Annotated in this window: 14 protein-coding genes and 1 tRNA gene; 10 read left to right on the forward strand and 5 right to left on the reverse strand. The window is 69.0% G+C overall.

Annotated elements, in window-relative coordinates; translation table 11 throughout:
- Positions 1-600 precede the first annotated feature (600 nt).
- Both KME77_RS02370 and KME77_RS02375 read left to right on the forward strand, forming a co-directional pair.
- Entirely contained in the window at positions 601-1,503 is a 903-nt protein-coding gene (locus tag KME77_RS02370; RefSeq protein WP_219461245.1) for a 4-(cytidine 5'-diphospho)-2-C-methyl-D-erythritol kinase, read from the forward strand.
- 556 nt (positions 1,504-2,059) lie between these two features.
- Complete coding sequence (locus KME77_RS02375; protein WP_219461249.1) at positions 2,060-3,880, forward strand: ABC-F family ATP-binding cassette domain-containing protein; 1,821 nt, start codon at positions 2,060-2,062, stop codon at positions 3,878-3,880.
- Between the two features lie 140 nt (positions 3,881-4,020).
- On the opposite strand, the gene KME77_RS02380 is transcribed toward KME77_RS02375, so the two are convergent.
- Positions 4,021-4,470: a MarR family winged helix-turn-helix transcriptional regulator gene (locus KME77_RS02380; protein ID WP_219461291.1), complete on the reverse strand. Its 450-nt coding sequence runs from the start codon at positions 4,468-4,470 to the stop codon at positions 4,021-4,023.
- A 281-nt stretch (positions 4,471-4,751) separates the two neighbouring features.
- Here KME77_RS02380 and KME77_RS02385 point away from each other — a divergent pair, with 281 nt between their 5' ends.
- Genes KME77_RS02385 through KME77_RS02400 form a run of 4 tightly spaced genes read left to right on the forward strand, consistent with a single transcriptional unit; the run spans position 4,752 to position 8,551 of the window.
- Positions 4,752-5,513, forward strand: a complete 762-nt coding sequence (locus KME77_RS02385) for a trans-aconitate 2-methyltransferase (RefSeq protein WP_246609057.1) — start codon at positions 4,752-4,754, stop codon at positions 5,511-5,513.
- Complete coding sequence (locus KME77_RS02390; RefSeq protein WP_219461253.1) at positions 5,510-5,848, forward strand: VOC family protein; 339 nt, start codon at positions 5,510-5,512, stop codon at positions 5,846-5,848. The genes KME77_RS02385 and KME77_RS02390 overlap by 4 nt, the downstream gene beginning before the upstream one ends.
- A 52-nt stretch (positions 5,849-5,900) precedes the next feature.
- Positions 5,901-7,376 carry a CYTH and CHAD domain-containing protein gene (locus KME77_RS30165; protein ID WP_219461256.1) on the forward strand — a complete coding sequence of 492 codons (1,476 nt, stop codon included), beginning with the start codon at positions 5,901-5,903 and terminating at the stop codon, positions 7,374-7,376.
- On the forward strand, positions 7,373-8,551 hold the full coding sequence (locus KME77_RS02400; RefSeq protein ID WP_219461270.1) for a cytochrome P450: 1,179 nt from the start codon (positions 7,373-7,375) through the stop codon (positions 8,549-8,551). The genes KME77_RS30165 and KME77_RS02400 overlap by 4 nt, the downstream gene beginning before the upstream one ends.
- Positions 8,552-8,560: 9 nt before the next feature.
- On the opposite strand, the gene KME77_RS02405 is transcribed toward KME77_RS02400, so the two are convergent.
- Genes KME77_RS02405 through KME77_RS02420 form a run of 4 tightly spaced genes read right to left on the reverse strand, consistent with a single transcriptional unit; the run spans position 8,561 to position 13,400 of the window.
- The gene (locus KME77_RS02405; protein WP_219461272.1) at positions 8,561-9,406 is read right to left on the reverse strand and encodes an NUDIX hydrolase; all 846 of its coding nucleotides are present in this window, start codon (positions 9,404-9,406) and stop codon (positions 8,561-8,563) included.
- A complete protein-coding gene (locus KME77_RS02410) occupies positions 9,399-11,459 on the reverse strand; it encodes an RNA degradosome polyphosphate kinase (RefSeq protein WP_219461276.1) in 2,061 nt (686 codons plus the stop codon). Before KME77_RS02410 ends, KME77_RS02405 begins: the two co-directional genes overlap by 8 nt.
- A gap of 53 nt (positions 11,460-11,512) precedes the next feature.
- The gene (locus KME77_RS02415) at positions 11,513-12,418 is read right to left on the reverse strand and encodes a TetR/AcrR family transcriptional regulator (RefSeq protein WP_372451117.1); all 906 of its coding nucleotides are present in this window, start codon (positions 12,416-12,418) and stop codon (positions 11,513-11,515) included.
- Between the two features lie 43 nt (positions 12,419-12,461).
- Positions 12,462-13,400 (reverse strand): acyl-CoA desaturase, encoded by a 939-nt coding sequence (locus KME77_RS02420; protein ID WP_219461279.1) that lies wholly within the window; start codon positions 13,398-13,400, stop codon positions 12,462-12,464.
- A 234-nt stretch (positions 13,401-13,634) separates the two neighbouring features.
- Here KME77_RS02420 and KME77_RS02425 point away from each other — a divergent pair.
- The 4 genes from KME77_RS02425 (at position 13,635) to KME77_RS02440 (ending at position 17,041) form a co-directional block, all read left to right on the forward strand.
- Positions 13,635-13,706 (forward strand) — tRNA-Gln (locus KME77_RS02425).
- A 123-nt stretch (positions 13,707-13,829) separates the two neighbouring features.
- Positions 13,830-15,281 (forward strand): bifunctional UDP-N-acetylglucosamine diphosphorylase/glucosamine-1-phosphate N-acetyltransferase GlmU, encoded by a 1,452-nt coding sequence (glmU, locus tag KME77_RS02430; protein ID WP_219461282.1) that lies wholly within the window; start codon positions 13,830-13,832, stop codon positions 15,279-15,281.
- A 64-nt stretch (positions 15,282-15,345) separates the two neighbouring features.
- Complete coding sequence (locus KME77_RS02435) at positions 15,346-16,323, forward strand: ribose-phosphate diphosphokinase (RefSeq protein WP_219461285.1); 978 nt, start codon at positions 15,346-15,348, stop codon at positions 16,321-16,323.
- Positions 16,324-16,420: 97 nt separating this feature from the next.
- On the forward strand, positions 16,421-17,041 hold the full coding sequence (locus tag KME77_RS02440; protein ID WP_219461288.1) for a 50S ribosomal protein L25/general stress protein Ctc: 621 nt from the start codon (positions 16,421-16,423) through the stop codon (positions 17,039-17,041).
- Positions 17,042-17,075: the final 34 nt, after the last annotated feature.

The raw sequence follows: 17,075 nt of genomic DNA on the forward strand, positions 1-17,075 counted from the left end.
CCCGCCGCAGCGTGCGGCGCTGCGGCGGGGCCTGTCCGGCGATCGGAGCTCAGCCAGCGACGGAGATGGTGTTTGCGCAGGTGGTCACACTGCCGCCTCCACCTCCGGTTGCCTTTCCGCCGTTCGCCGGGCAGACCCTCAGCTTGCACTTGGCAGGCACTGCAAACGGTGAGGAAGGACGCCGTGGAAGGGCAGCGTTATCAATGACGTCGCTCAGTGGCTCAGTGGCTCAGTGGCTCGAAGGAGGAGGCCCCTCACCGTTGATCGACTCCCGATCGTCAGGGCGGCAATTTTTTGCTTGTCCGACGCCGTCTCGCCTGTACCAGGCCAGGAGCGGGAGCTTGCGTGCAGGAAGTTGGTGACCAGTTGAGGCGGCAGCTTGGTGCAGGTTTGGAGGGTTGGTGGAAATGGTCGCTTGGTGGGTTCGGCTGGTTTGAGGGGGTTCAAGGGCAGCGTGGGTTACGGGCTCAGGAGGTAGGGGCAGTGGACCGATCCGAACTGGGGTCAGGACTTCCACGGAGAACCCGTGACCGGCCAGCGCGCACCTATAAGCTCATGAGTCCTTGACCCCAGCCTGGCGACGAAAGTGACAGAAGATCGATGAGTTCGGTGACCGTACGGGTGCCCGCGAAAGTCAACGTGCAGCTATCCGTCGGGCCGCTTCGAGAGGACGGCTACCACGACCTCGTCAACGTGTTCCATGCGGTGTCGATCTTCGACGAGGTGGTGGCCAAGGAGTCCGAGGCGATCACCGTCACCGTGCAGGGTGAGTGGACGGATCGGGTTCCGATCGATGACGAGAACCTGGCGATCCAGGCCGCGCGGGCTCTGGCGAAGCACGCAGGGCGTACGTACGGGGCGCACCTGATCATTCGTAAGGCGATTCCGGTGGCCGGAGGGATGGCCGGGGGGAGTGCCGACGCGGCCGGGGCGTTGGTGGCGTGCAACGAGCTGTGGGGGTTGGGGCTGCCGTTCGAGGATCTCATGGAGATCGCCGACGACCTGGGCAGTGACGTGCCGTTCTCGATGCTGGGCGGGACGGCGGTGGGGACGGGGCGCGGTGAGCAGCTGAGCGAGCTGCCGACCGGAGGGCGGTTCCACTGGGTGTTCGCGGTGGCGGACGGTGGGTTGTCGACGGCTGCCGTGTACGCGGAGTGTGATCGGCTACGGGACGCCGCAGAGGTCAAGGTCCCCTGGCCGCAGTTGAGCGACCCGTTGCTGGATGCGCTGGGTACAGGGGACGCCCACCAGTTGGGGGCCTACCTGACGAACGATCTCCAGCCGGCCGCCCTCGCGCTGCGGCCCCAGTTGGCGCGGACGCTGGAAGCCGGTCAGCGGCAAGGGGCGCTCGGGGCGATCGTCTCAGGGTCCGGGCCGACGTGCGCCTTCCTGGCCGCCGACGCAGCGCACGCCGACCGAATGGCGGCCGCGCTGGCGACGGCTGACGTGGCTCGCTCCGCGATCGCGGCCCAGGGCCCGGTCCCTGGGGCGACAGTGATGTGATGAGCCTGCATCGAGCGCCATGTGCCGGGCACCTCGTGCTGGGTGCTTTGCGCTAGGCGCCATGTGCTGGCTGCTTTGTGTTGGGCGCCCCGGCTCGGGCGCCCCGGCTCGGGCGCCCCGGCTCGGGCGCCCCGGCTCGGGCGCCCCGGCTCGGGCGCCTCGTGTTGGGACCCGTATCGGATCACGTGTTAGACGCGGCGTGTTGGGGACCACGTGTCGGGCGCGGCGTGTCGGGCGCGCCGTGTTGAGGACGCCCCTTGGAGGACCTCCCCCTGGAGGACCTCCCCTAGAGGTGTCCCCTGAAGAACACCTCCTGGAGGTGCCCCCTGAGAGGTGCCCTCTGGAGGACGTCGTATCGAGGACGCCGGGTCGAGCGGTCCATTGCGCATAGTGCGGTAATACCTCGTGCGGTGCGTATGAGGGGTGGCGCGATGCGTTGGACGGTGGGTGACGAAGCGTTCCGCAGCGGTCTCACCTGACTGAGCGTCGAAGTCTCGCATATGCGTGGAAACGGACGTCCTCAGGGCTGTGTGGAGGCCGATACCCTGGTAAGGCCATGAATCTGGTCAATCTCGAGTCTGTTTCCCATGCCTACGGCCCCAAGCCGCTGCTCACCGACGTCTCCCTCGGCATCGAGGCCGGAGAGCGCATCGGGGTCGTCGGTCGTAACGGTGGCGGTAAGACCACGCTGCTGTCCGTGATCGCGGCCGAGGTGCGCCCCGACAGCGGGCGGGTCACCCATACGCGAGGCCTGCGGGTGGGTGTGCTGGCGCAGCATGATGCGCTCGATCCCGCCACCCCCATCGGGGAGACCGTGCTCGGTGGGAGGGCGGAGCACGAGTGGGCGGGAGATCAGGGCATCCGCGACATCCTGGGCAACCTGATCGGTGATCTCGACCTGGATGCCAAGGTGGGCGATCTGTCCGGAGGTGAGCGCAGGCGTACGGCGCTGGCCCGGCTGCTGATCGACGAGCACGACCTGATCATGCTCGACGAGCCCACCAACCACCTCGACATCGAGGCGATCGCCTGGCTCGCCGGGCATCTGGCCGGGCGCAAGAGCGCGCTGGTGGTCGTGACGCACGACCGGTGGTTCCTGGACGCGGTCTCCACCAGGACGTGGGAGGTCGTGGACGGGCGGGTCGAGCGGTACGAGGGCGGTTACGCCGCGTACGTGCTGGCGAAGGCCGAGCGCGCGCGGATCGCCCAGGCCGCCGAGGAACGCCGCCAGAACCTGATGCGCAAGGAGATCGCCTGGCTGCGGCGCGGTCCGCCCGCGCGTACGTCGAAGCCGAAGTTCCGGATCGAGGCGGCGCAGGCGTTGATCGCCGACGAGCCGCCCGCGCGCGAGAACGTGGAGTTGCTGCGGTTCGCGGCGGCCCGGCTCGGCAAGACGGTGTACGACCTCGAAGGCGTCACCCTGCACGCCGGCGGCCCCGGCAACGGCCCGCTGGTGCTGGACGACTGCACCTGGCAGTTCGGCCCGGGGGACCGGATCGGGCTGATCGGCGTCAACGGCTCGGGCAAGTCGTCGGTGCTGCGGCTGCTCGCCGAGTCGATCCGGCCCGACTCGGGCCGGCTGGTCAAGGGCAGGACGGTCCGGCTGGCGCACCTGTCGCAGGAGCTGGCCGAGCTCGACCCCACCCGGCGCGTGCTGGAGACGGTCGAGGAGATCCGCAAGTACGTCCAGGTCGGCAAGAAGGAGTGGTCGGCCTCCCAGCTGCTCGAACGTCTGGGCTTCAAGGGTGAGGCGCAGTGGAAGGTGGTCGGCGACCTGTCCGGCGGCGAGCGGCGGCGGCTGCAACTGCTCAGACTGCTCATGGACGACCCGAACGTGCTGCTGCTCGACGAGCCGACCAACGACCTCGACATCGAGACCCTGAACGAGCTGGAGGACCTGCTCGACGGCTGGCCCGGCACGCTCGTCCTGGTCAGCCACGACCGCTACTTCCTCGAACGCGTCACGGACAAGAGTGTCGCGCTGCTGGGCGACGGCAGGCTCTCCTTCCTGCCCGGAGGGGTGGAGGAGTACCTGGCCCGCCGGGCCGAGGGCACCGCCGTCACGGCCAGGAACATGGGGAATCCCTCGACACCGTCAAGCCAGCCGCAGGCGGCCCAGACGGCCCAGACGGCCCAGGCGGTGTCGGCGGGCATGTCGGCCAAGGAGGAGCGCGAGCTCCGCAAGGAGCTGAACCGTCTGGAGCGGCAGCTCGACAAGCTGGGCGAGCAGGAGACCAAGCTGCACGCGGCGATGGCGGACGCGGCCAGCGACTACGCGAAGCTGGGCTCTCTGGACGGCCAGCTCAGGGATGTTCTCACCCAGAAGGACACGGTGGAGGCGGAATGGCTCGAACTCGCCGACCGCCTAGGGGATTGACCCAGCGCCTGCCGTTCGAGGGGTGATCTCCAAGACCTCCTATGAGGTCAGGCACAAGGTCGCCTGTGGGGTTGGTCCCGCAGGCTCGCCTGGCGGGGGATGGTCTCGCGGGCCCGCCTCGGATCGACGGGCCCGGATCGTCAGGAGTCGAAGGGCGTCAGGAGCGTTCGTAGCAGGGCGGCCAGCGTGCGCTGGTCGTCCGTCGCCAGCCCCGCCAGCAGCTCGTGCTCGCGCCGCAACAGGTCCGCGAACGCCGCGTCCACCCGGGCCAGCCCCGCCTCCGTCAGCGACACCAGCACCCCGCGCCGGTCCTCGGGGTCGGGCCGCCGTCGTACGAGTGCCGCCTGGGCGAGCCGGTCGATCCGGTTCGTCATGGTTCCTGACGTGACCAGGGTGGCCCGGATCAGCGCTCCCGGGCTCAGCTCGTACGGCTTGCCGGCCCGGCGCAGTGCGGTGAGGACGTCGAACTCCCACGGTTCGAGGTCGTGCTCGGCGAACGCCGCCCGCCTGGCCCGGTCGAGGTGCTTGGCCAGCCGCGAGACCCGCGACAGCACCTGAAGCGGCTCCACGTCGAGGTCGGGACGCTCCATACGCCAGGCCGCCACCAGCCGATCCACCTCGTCCCGCGAGCCCTGCGGAGCCTGCGACTCGTGCGGAGCTTGCAGGTCGTGCGGAGCCGACGGGTCATAAGGGCCCTGCGGGTCGTAAGGGCCCTGCGGGTTGTAAGGGGCCTGCGGGTCGCGAGAGGCCCGCGAGTCACGCAAAGCCCGCGAATCCCGCGAATCCCGTGGATCTGGAAAATCCCGCGCAGTCATGGCGAAGAGTCTACTGTCTTGACATCGAGATACATATCTCGATATCAATTATCTTTATGTCGAGAGATATCTGGGACCCCACCACGTACGCCAGGTACGCCGACGAGCGCTCCCGCCCGTTCCACGACCTGGTCGCCCGCATCGGCGCCGACAAACCCGATTATGTCGTGGACGCCGGCTGCGGCTCCGGTGAACTCACCCTGGAGCTGTCCCGCCGCTGGCCGGAGGCCACGGTCGAGGGCTTCGACTCCTCCCCGGCGATGATCACCAAGGCCCGCCAGCTGGGTGAGGGCAGCTTCGCGGTCGCCGACGTCACCATGTGGCGCCCCGACCGGCCGGTCGACGTGCTGGTCTCCAACGCGGTCCTGCAGTGGGTGCCCACGCACCGCGACGTGCTGGAGCACTGGGTCGACGCGCTGAGCCCGGGCGGCTGGCTCGCCTTCCAGGTGCCGGGCAACTTCGACGCCCCCAGCCACGTGGCGATCCGCGAGCTGTGCGCCTCGCCCGCCTGGCAGGAAAGGCTGGGCGACTTCGACAGGGGCAGCCCGGTCGAAGACCCCGCCGGCTACGTGGACCTGCTCGACGGCTGCCGGGTGGACGCGTGGGAGACGACGTACATCCACGTCCTGCCCGGCGAGAACGCGGTGCTCAACTGGATTTCCGGCACCGCGCTTCGCCCGATCTTCGACCGGCTGGACGACGGCGAGCGCAAGCGGTTCACCAATGAGCTGGCGGGCAAGCTCGACGAGGTGTATCCCGCCAAGCCCTACGGCACTCCGTTCCCGTTCCGGCGCATTTTTGTGGTGGCGCAGAAATGATCACGGGGCTGCATCACGTGCAACTGGCCGCGCCGGCGGGAAGTGAGCCGGAGCTGAGGGCCTTCTACAGCGGGACACTCGGCCTCCAGGAGGTCCCCAAGCCGCCTGAGCTGGCCAAGCGTGGCGGAGTGTGGTTCCGCGGTGACAATGTGGAGATCCACCTCGGTATCGAGGACGATTTCCGGCCGGCCAGAAAGGCGCACCCCGCGTTGCTGGTCGATGACCTCGCCGCATATGTCACCACGCAGACGCCCGAGGACCTGCTCCCGGGATATCGGCGGATCTACCTCACCGACCCGGTCGGGAACCGAATCGAGCTGCTCCAGCGCGTGTGAAGTTCATGTAGGGATGGCATGATTGTCCAAATCGGACACGCTGTGAGGTGCTGTGGGCATCGAAATCGAGGACAAGTTCGACGTCTCCCAGGAATACGCCGTCCCTGACCTGACCAAGCTCGCCGACGTGTCGGGCCCGAGGAGCTACCAGCTCGTGGCCCTCTACTACGACACGCCCGATCTGCGGCTGGCCGGCCGGGGAGTCACGCTGCGCCGAAGACGCGGGGGTGACGACGCCGGCTGGCATCTGAAGCTGCCGAAGGCCAAGGGCGTCCGGCAGGAGATCACCCACCCGCTCACCCGGAGCACCAAGATCGTGCCCGCTGAGCTGGCCGAACTCGTCCGTGCCTACACCCGCGGCGCCGCGCTGCAGGTGGTGGCCGAGCTCGACACCCGCAGGAGCGTCACGCTGCTGCACGACGGCCCGACCGGCCTGGTGGAGATCGCCGACGACCGGGTCAAGGGCACCGTGCACGGGCCGGAGCCGCGCGTCGTACGGTGGCGCGAGGTCGAGGCCGAGCTGCTGGAGGGCGACCAGGCCCTGCTGGCCAAGGTCGGCAAACGGCTCAGGAAGGCCGGCGCCACGCCGTCCGCGGCCACCAGCAAGCTCGCCAAGCTCCTCGAACCCCCGCCACCGCCGCGGCCCCCCACGAAGGAGGGCACGGCGGGCGAAGCCATCATGGACTACCTGGCCGGCCAGGTGAAGGCGCTCCTGTCGCAGGACCCCCGGGTCCGCAGGGAGGAGGACGACGCCGTGCACCAGATGCGCGTCGCCTCCCGCCGGCTCAGGAGCGCGCTCAAGGCGTTCAAGAGCGTCATCAGCGCCACCAAGCTCGTCCAGGACGAGCTGCGCTGGCTGGCCACGGTGCTCGGCGAGGTGCGCGACCTGGAGGTGATCAGGGCCAGGTTCGGCCGCGAGCTGGCCGGTCTGGCCCCTGAGCTGGTCACCGGCCCCATCGCGGCCAGGCTCGGCGACGACCTGCTCGCCCGCGAGCGGGAGGCGTACGAGCGGATCAGGGAGGCGCTCAGCGGCGACCGCTACTTCGCGCTGCTCGACGCGCTCGACACGATGACGGCCCGGCCGAGGCTCACCAAGACCGCGGCCGAGCCCGCACAGGACACGCTCACCGACGTGGCCGCCGCCAACTGGGCGCTGGTGACCAAGGCGTACGACACCGCGCAGGCGATCGACGACCTTGACCGGCGTGAGATCGCCATGCACGACGTGCGCAAGGCGGCCAAACGCGCCCGCTACACCGCGGAAGCTCTGGAGCCCACACTCGGCGGCCGGATGGCCAAACTGGCCAGACGCGCCGAAGCCGTACAGGAGGTGCTCGGCACCCACCAGGACGGCGTGGTCGCGCAGGAGACGCTCGCCAAGGAGGCGGAGAGCGCGCGGCAGGCAGGCGAGGACACGTTCACGTACGGGCTGCTCATCGGCCTCGAACGCGCCACGGCGGAACGAGCACACGCGGACTTCCCCAGAGTCTGGGCCGAAACAGTGCTGGCGGTCAGGAAACTGCTATGAGCGAGTTACCGCTCGTCCCCTTCGTGAGGCACGACCCCCTGGAGGTTCCCGAGGCGTACCGCGAGCTGCGGGTCAGGGAGGGCATCGCCCGGGTGCGCACGCAGGCGGGCGGTGAGGTATGGCTGGTCAGCGGGTACGAGGACGCCCGCAGGCTGTTCAACGATCCCCGGATGGGCCGCTCGCACCCCGAGCCGGACAAGGCGCAGCGCATCTCCGGTTCCGCGCTGCTCGGCGGCCCCACGGGCGACAGCTCCACCGAGAAGGCCGACAACGAGCGCATGCGCAGGCTGTTCATGCCCTCGTTCTCGGCCCGGCGGATGAAGGCGCTCGGCGACCACGTGGGCAGGCTGGTCGACGAGCGCCTTGACCACCTGGCCACGCTGAGGCCGCCGGCGGATCTGCACGCCGAGCTGTCGTTCCCGCTCCCGGTGCTGGTCATCTGCCAGTTGCTGGGCGTTCCGTTCGAGGATCGCGACTACTTCAGCGGCGTGTCGGCGCGGATGGCCGACGCCACGCGGCAGGACATCGGGGAGAAGGCGCGCGAGGAGCTGGGCGCGTACATGGCCGGGCTCATCGCCCGCAAACGGCGCGAGCCGGGCGAGGACGTGCTGTCGGACCTGGCGAAGGAGCTGGACGACGACGGCACGATCGCCAGGATGGTCGGGGCGCTGCTGTTCGCGGGGCACGAGACCACGGTCAACCGCATCGACTACGGCGTGCTGTTCCTGGAGACCAACCCCGATCAGCTCGCCCTGCTGAAGGCCGATCCCCGCCGCGCGCCCGCGGCGGTCGAGGAGATCCTGCGCATGGCCTCGCCGAGCCTGCACGGCCTGCCGAGGTACGCGCAGGAGGACGTCCGGGTGGGCGGCCGGACGATCCGAAGGGGCGAGGCGGTGCTGATCGTGCCGGGCGTCGCCAACAGGGACGAACGAATCTATCCCCACCCCGACACCTTCGACCTGGACCGGCCGCTCGGCGACCCGCACCTGAGCTTCGGGTACGGCCCGCGGTTCTGCATCGGCGCCAGCCTGGCCAGGGTCGAGCTGGAGGCGGTGTTCAGCAGGCTGTACGTGAGGTTCCCCGGCCTGCGCGTGGCCGTGCCGTACGAGAACCTGCGGCGCAACGAGGGCAGGATCACCGAAGGGGTCGCCGAACTGCCCGTCACGTGGGTGTAGCGCCCCGGGCTACGTGGGGTAGCGCTCCACGCTGACGACCTGGTCACCGAGCCGGTGCAGCACGGCGAACGCGCCCTTACGCAGGTGCACGTCCTTCCCGCTGAGCGTCCCGATCAGCTCGGGCAGCACCTTGCCGTGACTGCACACGGCCGCGGCCGTGCGCAGCTCCCTGACCAGGGTCGGCGTCTTGTGCCAGTCCTGGCCCTCCTCGCTGAGCAGCGGCTCCAGCTTGATGTCGGCCTTGACGCCGCTCGCGTACGGCTGGAGCGTCTGCACGCACCTGCGGCTGGGCGAGCTGAGCAGCACCTCGGGCCGGTAGGCGGGCAGCACCCGGGCGACCGTCGCGGCCTGCGCCCTGCCGACGTCGTCGAGGGGCCGCCGCGAGTCGTCACCCTTCCACTCCTGCCGGGAGCCCGCGTGGCCGTGCCGGACCAGCACCAGCGGGGTGGTGCTCAGCGGCGCGGCCACCAGCGCGCGCAGCAGCCCGGCGTCCCACTCCCAGGTCAGGACCTGGCGGGCCAGGTCGATCGGCAGCCACCGCATCTCGTCCACCTCGTCGCCCGGCACGAAGTCCGCGCCGTCGTCCGTGGCGCGGGCGGCCCAGTAGTCGACCCGTTTCAGCCGGCCTTTGGCCAGGTAGTGGACGGGGGGCAGCGCACGGCCGAGCACGATCCCCATGCCCGTCTCCTCGCGCACCTCGCGCAGGCCGGCCTCGATCACGTGCTCGCCGTGCTTGAGCTTGCCCTTGGGGAAGGTCCAGTCGTCGTAGGCGGGGCGGTGGATGACGGCGACCTCGGGACGACGCTCGTCGCCGCGCCACACCACGGCCCCGGCCGCGCGGAGCGGATCAGTCATCAACGGTCCTCCAACGGCGGGTGCTGATGAGATGGTTCTGCAGGTCCTCGCCGGTGTGCCGGGCCCAGGTGCCGTCGGAGTTCAGCACCCAGGTGTTGGTGGTCTCGGCCATGGCCAGGTCCATCAGCTCGATGAGGTAGGCCCTGTGCTGCTGGCTGGTCACCTTGACCAGGGCCTCGACCCGGCGTTCGAGGTTGCGGCGCATCAGGTCGGCGCTGCCGACCCACACCTCGGGGCGCCTGCCGAGCCCGAACTCGTAGACCCGCGAGTGCTCCAGGAACCGCCCCAGCACCGACCGTACGCGGATATTTTCCGACAGGTCGGGGATGCCGGGGCGCAGCGTGCAGATGCCCCGCACCCAGACGTCCACCTGGACCCCGGCCCGCGAGGCCCGGTAGAGCGCGTCGATGATCGGCTCGTCCACCAGCGAGTTCGTCTTGATCCTGATGCGCGCGGGCCGGCCGGCCTCCTGATGGGCGATCTCCCGCTCGATCCTGGCCATCAGGCCGCCGCGCAGCGAGTGCGGAGCCACCAGCAGCCGGCGGTAGGCCGAGTGGTTGGAGTAGCCGGTCAGGTGGATGAACAGGTCCGTGACGTCCTCGCCGACCAGCGGGTCCGCGGTGAGCAGGCCGAAGTCCTCGTAGTGGCGGGCCGTCTTGGGGTTGTAGTTGCCGGTGCCGATGTGGCAGTAGCGGCGCAGCTCGCCGGAGGGCTCCTGGCGCACGACGAGGGCCAGCTTGCAGTGGGTCTTGAGGCCGAGCACGCCGTAGACCACGTGGCAGCCGGCGCGTTCGAGCTTGCGCGCCCAGGAGATGTTCGCGTGCTCGTCGAAACGGGCCTTGATCTCCACGACCACCACGACCTGTTTGCCCGCCTCCGCCGCGTCGATCAGCGCGTCCACGATCGGGGAGTCGCCGCTGGTCCGGTAGAGGGTCTGCTTGATCGCCAGGACCTTCGGGTCGGCCGCCGCCTCCTCGATGAAACGCTGCACGCTCGTCGCGAACGAGTCGTACGGGTGGTGCAGCAGCACGTCGTGGTCACGCAGGACGGTGAAGACGTCGTCGTCGGCGTTCAGCGCCTCCGACGGCACGAACGGGCGGTAGTGCAGCTCGCCCCGGTCCAGGTCGGCGATGGTGTGCAGGCCGGTCAGGTCGAGCGGCCCGGCGATGCGGTAGATCTCGTGCGGCGCCACGCCCAGCTCGTCCACCAGCAGGTCCAGGACCTCGGGCGTGATGGTGTCCTCGACCTCCAGTCGCACGGGCGGGCCGAACCGGCGCCTGAGCAGCTCCTTCTCCAGCGCCTGCATGAGGTTCTCGGTGACGTCCTCGTCCACGTCGAGGTCCTCGTTGCGCGTCACGCGGAAGACGTGGTGCTGGACTATCTCCATGCCTTTGAAAAGCTGCCCCAGATGCGCCGCTATAACGTCTTCCAGGGGTACGAACCTGTTCTTGGACGCGGTCACGAAGCGGGGGAGCTGCGAGGGCACCTTGACCCGCGCGAACACGGTGTGGTCGGTCGAGGGGTTGCGCACCACGACCGCCAGGTTCAGGCTCAGCCCGGAAATGTAGGGGAAGGGGTGCGCCGGGTCGACCGCCAGCGGCGTCAGCACCGGCCTGATCCGCTCCCTGAACAGTTTGCGCAGCTCCGTGCGCTCCTCGCGGCCCAGGTCGTCCCAGCGGGCGATCTCGATGCCTTCGGTCGTGAGCTGCGGGCAGATGTGCTCGTGGAAGGCCATGGCGTGCCGCGTGGCCAGCTCCCTGGCGATCGTGGCGATCCTGGCCAGCTCCTCGCGCGGTTTGAGCCCGCTCTTCGTCGTCAGGAGCAGGCCCGTGGCCATGCGGCGCTTGAGGCCGGCCACTCGCACGCGGAAGAACTCGTCGAGGTTGCTGGCGAAGATCGCCAGGAACCTGACGCGTTCGAGGAGCGGCAGCGAGGGGTCCTCGGCCAGCTCCAGCACGCGTTCGTTGAACTGCAGCCAGCTCTCCTCGCGGTTGAGGAATCGTTCTTGTGGAAGGGGCAGGTCACTTTCGGGCTGCAGGAGTTCAGCGGACATATGAGAAATATGCCCCATTTGGCTGAACAGAACGTGAACTAAGCGGCAACGACTCAGTCTGACTGGTCGGCCTGCTCCAGACGTGCGGCCCGCTCGGCCAGCCGGGCCTCACGCTGGCGAAGTTTGTCCTCGCGCTCACGGGCCTTCTCGGCGTCCTTCAGCAGCCGCTCGCGCTCCTTCAGGTCGCGGACCCTGGCCTTCTCGGCCTCCTTCAGCTCACGCTGGCGGACCTTCTCGGCCTCCTTCAGCTCCTTGTCGCGGGCCTTCTCCAGCTCGCGCAGCTCCTTCTCGCTGGCGCGCGGCGCGGAGACGGCCGGGGGGTCGGCCCGCGTGGTGGCGGAGATCGCCGGCTGCGGGTTCAGGCCGGTCAGGCCGTTCCAGGCCAGGTTCACCAGATGGGCGGCGACCTCCTCGCGGCCGGGCTTGCGCACGTCGAGCCACCACTGCCCGGTCAGCGCCACCATGCCGACGAGCATCTGCGCGTACATGGGCGCGAGCTTGGGGTCGTAGCCCCTGGCCGCGAACTCGTCGGCCAGCACGTCCTCGACCTGGCTGGCGATCTCGCTGATCAGGCTGGCGAACGTGCCGGTGCCCGAGGCGGCGTGCGAGTCGCGCACGAGGATCCTGAAGCCCTCGCTGCTCTCCTCGATGTACATGAGCAGCGCCAGGGCGGCCCGCTCCAGCTTGATCAGGGAGTGGGAGGCCGCGAGGGCCTCGGTGATCATGCCGAGCAGCTTCTGCATCTCCCTGTCGACCACCACCGCGTACAGGCCCTCCTTCCCGCCGAAGTGCTCGTAGACGACCGGCTTCGACACCTGGGCCGTCGCCGCTATCTCCTCGATAGAGGTCCCGTCGAACCCCTTCTCGGCGAAGAGCGTGCGGCTGATCTGGATCAGCTGCTCTCTTCGCTCCCTGCCGGTCATTCGCCTGCGAGATCGGGGTTCGGTCACGGTTTCCATAATGGCGGGACCGGCTGACTCGCCGGTCACCAACGTCGGGGCTTCAGGCAATGCGCTTCGCCGCCAGCCGCTCAGGGGTGGGCCAGCGCACGTCGTACACCCAGCCCAGGCGCTCGAAGACGCGGATGAGGCCGGCGCTCAGGTCGATCTGGCCCTTCAGCGCGCCGTGCCTGGCGCAGGTGGGGTCGGAGTGGTGCAGGTTGTGCCACGACTCCCCGAAGGAGGGGATGGCCAGCCACCACACGTTGCGCGACTTGTCGCGCACCTGGAAGTCCTCCTCGCCGAACACGTGGCAGATCGAGTTGATCGACCAGGTGACGTGGTGCAGCAGGCCGATGCGCACCAGTGAGCCCCAGAACAGCGCGGTCACCGCGCCCTGCCACGACCAGGTGAGCAGGCCGCCGAGCACGCCGGGCAGCAGCACCGAGACGATCGCCAGCGGGCCGAACCACCGGTGCATCCTCATGACGTCCTCGTCCTTGACCAGGTCGGGGGCGTACTTCTCGCGGTTGGTCCTGTCGGCGTCGAACAGCCAGCCCATGTGCGCGTACAGCAGGCCCTTGGACAGGGACTTGAAGCCGGGGCCGAAGCGCCACGGCGAGTGCGGGTCGCCCTCCTTGTCGGAGAACTTGTGGTGCTTGCGGTGGGTGGCCACCCAGTCGAGCACGGACATCTCCAGCGAGAGGCTGCCCGCGATGCCGAGCGCGATCTTCAGCGGACGCTTGGCCTTGAACGAGCCGTGCGTGAAGTAGCGGTGCAGGCCGACGGTGACGCCGAGTCCGGTCACGACGTAGAAGACGAACGCGATGACGACATCGGTCCAGCCGAGTCCCCATCCCCACGCGAAAGGCACGGCGGTCGCGATCGCGATGATCGGCAGACCCACCACCAGCGCGAAGGTGACGAGCTCCGCCTTGGTGCGGGGCTCGGGCTCGATGTCGGGCTTCGGTCCGCGGTCTGAGCGCTCGGCGACAACGGTCATGGGCTACCTCTCATGAGCGATTTGAGAATGAATGTCCGGGCTACGCAACCGTAACCTACGCCATCGTAAGTTAGGAAGCACTGTGCTGCGAGTGTGGCGAAGGCGACTTCTTGGCGGGGGAGAGAGGTGTGTTCCGCGCCTTGCGGCTTTTCGGGCGGTCTGTTATGTGGGCGCGCGCGAGGGTGCGGGGTCGGTATCGTAGGAGGTGGGTCGGACGCCTTGGTGTCCGATTAGTCCCGGATCGTCTAATCGGCAGGACAAGTGGTTTTGGTCCACTTTGTAGGGGTTCGAATCCTCTTCCGGGAGCCTGTGGGTTCTCACCCGGTGACGAGCGCGCCGGGGGCGGTTGGGTATCCTCACGGTGTCGGGAGGGTGGCGGTGCAGTAGCCGCAGCCCCCAGCCGTACCAGTCCACAGGGAGCCTCAGTCCGTGAGTGTGCCGCGCCCGGCCGCAGTCATCGTCCTCGCCGCCGGCGAGGGGACCCGGATGAAGAGCCAGACCCCCAAAGTCCTGCATGAGATGTGCGGCCGCGCCCTGGTCGACCACATGCTCACCGCCGCCCGCGACCTCGGTCCCGAGCGGCTCATCGTCGTCATCGGCCACGCCTCCGAACGCGTCGGCGCGCACCTGGCCGAGACGAGCCCCGACGCCCAGGCGGTCGTCCAGCGCGAGCAGCGCGGCACCGGCCACGCCGTGCGCACCGTGCTGGAGGAGCTCGGCACGATCACCGGCACCGTCCTGGTCACGTACGGGGACGTGCCCCTGCTGCGTACGGAGACCCTGGCCGAGCTGCTCGCCCAGCACGAGGCCGGCGGCAACGCCGTCACCGTGCTGACGGCCGAGGTGCCCGACCCGACCGGCTACGGGCGGATCATCCGCGACCCCGGCGGCGCCGTCCTGGAGATCGTCGAGGAGAAGGACGCCAGTCCCGAGCAGCGCGCCATCAAGGAGATGAACTCCGGCATCTACGCCTTCGACGGGCAACTGCTCGCCGACGCGGTCAAGCGGGTCTCCACCGACAACGCGCAGGGCGAGGAGTACCTCACCGACGTGCTGTCCATCCTGCGCGCCGACGGCCACCGCGTGGGCGCCTGCGTCGCGGCCGACTTCGTCGAGGTCGAGGGCGTCAACGACCGCGTTCAGCTCGCCCTCGCCCGCAAGGTGCTCAACCAGCGCCTGCTGGAGGGCCACATGCGCGCCGGCGTCACGATCATCGACCCGGCCAGCACCTGGATCGACGTCGGCGTGCGGATCGAGGCCGACGCGATCGTCCACCCGGGCACGCAACTGCACGGCGGTACGGTGATCGAGGCCGAGGCCGAGGTCGGCCCGGCCACCACGCTCACCGACACCCGGGTCGGCCCTGGCGCGATCGTGCGCAACACGGTCGCCGACGGCGCCGACGTCGGCCCCGAGGTCAACGTCGGCCCCTACGCCTACCTGCGGCCCGGCACGGTCATCGGCCGTAGGTCGAAGGTCGGCACGTTCGTCGAGACGAAGAACACCCGCATCGGCGAACGCTCGAAGGTGCCGCACCTGACCTACGCGGGCGACGCCACCCTCGGCGACGACGTCAACATCGGCGCCTCCACGGTCTTCGTCAACTACGACGGGGTCAACAAGCACCACACCACCGTGCGCGACGGCGTGTTCGTCGGCTGCGACACCATGCTCGTCGCGCCGGTGACGGTGAACGACGGCGCCTACACGGCCGCCGGATCGGTGATCACGGACGACGTTCCCCCCGGAGCCATCGGGGTGGCGCGGGCCAAGCAGCGCAACATCGAGAAATGGGTCTTGCGCAGGCGCGCGGGCACGAAGTCGGCTGCGGCGGCCGAAAAGGCACTCGCCGAGCAGGAAAAGCAGGAGAAGGGTACATGAGCGAGCTTGTCGAGCTCATCAATAAGCACAGCACCTCGGTCATGAGGCCGACGGAGGAGGCCTCATGACCAGCATCAAGCAGCCCGGCGAGAAGAATCTCATGCTCTTCTCCGGCCGGGCCTACCCCGAGCTGGCCGAGGAGGTCGCCGAGCACGTCGGCGTCTCCCTCACCCCCACCAAACTCATCGACTTCGCCAACGGCGAGATCTACGCCCGCTACCTGGAGTCCGTACGCGGCTGCGACGCCTTCGTGATCCAGAGCCACACCGGCCCCATCAACAAGTGGATCATGGAACAGCTCATCATGGTCGACGCGCTGAAGCGGGCCTCCGCCAAGCGCATCACCGTGGTCATGCCGTTCTTCGGCTACGCCAGGCAGGACAAGAAGGGCCGCGGCCGCGAGCCGATCACGGCGCGGCTGATGGCCGACCTGTTCAAGACCGCGGGCGCCGACCGGCTCATGTCGATCGACCTGCACACCTCGCAGATCCAGGGCTTCTTCGACGGCCCGGTGGACCACCTGTTCGCCATGCCGGTCCTGGAGAACTACCTGAAGAACAAGCTCGACCTGGCCACCACCACGATCGTCTCGCCCGACACGGGCCGGGTGCGGCTGTCGGAGCGCTGGGCCGACACCCTCGGCACGCCGCTGGCCTTCATCCACAAGCGCCGCGACCTCGACGTGGCCAACTCCGTGAAGGTCAGCGAGGTCGTCGGCAAGGTGAGCGGGCGCACCTGCGTGCTGATCGACGACATGATCGACACCGCCGGCACCATCTGCAAGGCCGCCGACGCGCTCTACGAGCAGGGCGCCACCAACGTGATCACCGCCGCCACCCACGCCGTGTTCTCCGACCCGGCCGTCGACCGGCTCAAGAACTCCCGGATCTCCGAGGTCATCGTCACCAACACGCTGCCGTTGTCGCAGGCCAACAGGTTCGACAAGCTGACCGTCCTGTCCATCGCGCCGCTGATCGCCCGCGCGATCACCGAGGTGTTCACCGACGGCTCGGTCACCAGCTTGTTCGAGGGCGACACCTGAGCCGGTAGAATCGCCAAGTTGCGTTCGTAACGCCTTCCGCTAGGGCGGATCAGGGAGAGCGCACAAGAACCCCGAAAATGCATCCCTAGGAGATGTCGTGTCTGAAGTACGTATCGCCGCCGAGCCGCGCACCGTGTTCGGCAAGGGCGCCGCTCGCAAGATCCGCCGCGACAACAAGGTGCCCGCCGTCCTCTACGGTCACGGCATCGACCCCAAGCACCTGACCCTGCCCGGCCACGAGGTGCTCCTCGCGCTGCGCACGGCCAACGTGCTGATCCACCTCAAGGGTGACGGCGTCGACGAGCTCGCGCTGCCCAAGGGCGTCCAGCGCGACCCGATCAAGGGCTTCATCGAGCACGTCGACCTGCTCCTGGTCAAGCGTGGCGAGAAGGTCACGGTCGAGATCCCGGTGACCACGGTCGGCGACGTCAACTCCGAGGGCCTGCTCGACCAGCAGCTCGTCGCGGTGGCCGTCGAGGCCGAGGCCACGCACATCCCGACCGGCGTCGAGGTCGACGTCGAGGGCCTGGAGATCGGCACCGTCATCACCGCCGGTGACCTCAAGCTGCCCGAGGGCGCGACGCTCGCCGCCGACGCGGAGGTCGTCATCCTCCAGGTCATCGCCAAGCCGGTCGAGCTGCCCGAGGAGGGCGAGGAGGCCGCCGAGGGCGAGGCGACCGAGGATGCCGCTCCGGCCGCCGAGGAAGCTTCCGAGTAACCACCGGTACGGGCGCTTCTGTCCCGCAGCCGCC

This window comes from Nonomuraea rhizosphaerae (genome assembly GCF_019396405.1).
Taxonomy (GTDB): Bacteria; Actinomycetota; Actinomycetes; order Streptosporangiales; family Streptosporangiaceae; genus Nonomuraea; species Nonomuraea rhizosphaerae.

Bases quoted from the DNA above. Each gene is read 5' to 3' on its own strand.
- KME77_RS02370 (WP_219461245.1), top strand. From the start codon at position 601: ATGAGTTCGGTGACCGTACGGGTGCCCGCGAAAGTCAACGTGCAGCTA.
- KME77_RS02375 (WP_219461249.1), top strand. From the start codon at position 2,060: ATGAATCTGGTCAATCTCGAGTCTGTTTCCCATGCCTACGGCCCCAAG.
- KME77_RS02380 (WP_219461291.1), bottom strand. From the start codon at position 4,470: ATGGAGCGTCCCGACCTCGACGTGGAGCCGCTTCAGGTGCTGTCGCGG.
- KME77_RS02385 (WP_246609057.1), top strand. From the start codon at position 4,752: ATGTCGAGAGATATCTGGGACCCCACCACGTACGCCAGGTACGCCGAC.
- KME77_RS02390 (WP_219461253.1), top strand. From the start codon at position 5,510: ATGATCACGGGGCTGCATCACGTGCAACTGGCCGCGCCGGCGGGAAGT.
- KME77_RS02400 (WP_219461270.1), top strand. From the start codon at position 7,373: ATGAGCGAGTTACCGCTCGTCCCCTTCGTGAGGCACGACCCCCTGGAG.
- KME77_RS02405 (WP_219461272.1), bottom strand. From the start codon at position 9,406: ATGACTGATCCGCTCCGCGCGGCCGGGGCCGTGGTGTGGCGCGGCGAC.
- KME77_RS02410 (WP_219461276.1), bottom strand. From the start codon at position 11,459: ATGTCCGCTGAACTCCTGCAGCCCGAAAGTGACCTGCCCCTTCCACAA.
- KME77_RS02415 (WP_372451117.1), bottom strand. From the start codon at position 12,418: ATGGAAACCGTGACCGAACCCCGATCTCGCAGGCGAATGACCGGCAGG.
- KME77_RS02420 (WP_219461279.1), bottom strand. From the start codon at position 13,400: ATGACCGTTGTCGCCGAGCGCTCAGACCGCGGACCGAAGCCCGACATC.
- KME77_RS02435 (WP_219461285.1), top strand. From the start codon at position 15,346: ATGACCAGCATCAAGCAGCCCGGCGAGAAGAATCTCATGCTCTTCTCC.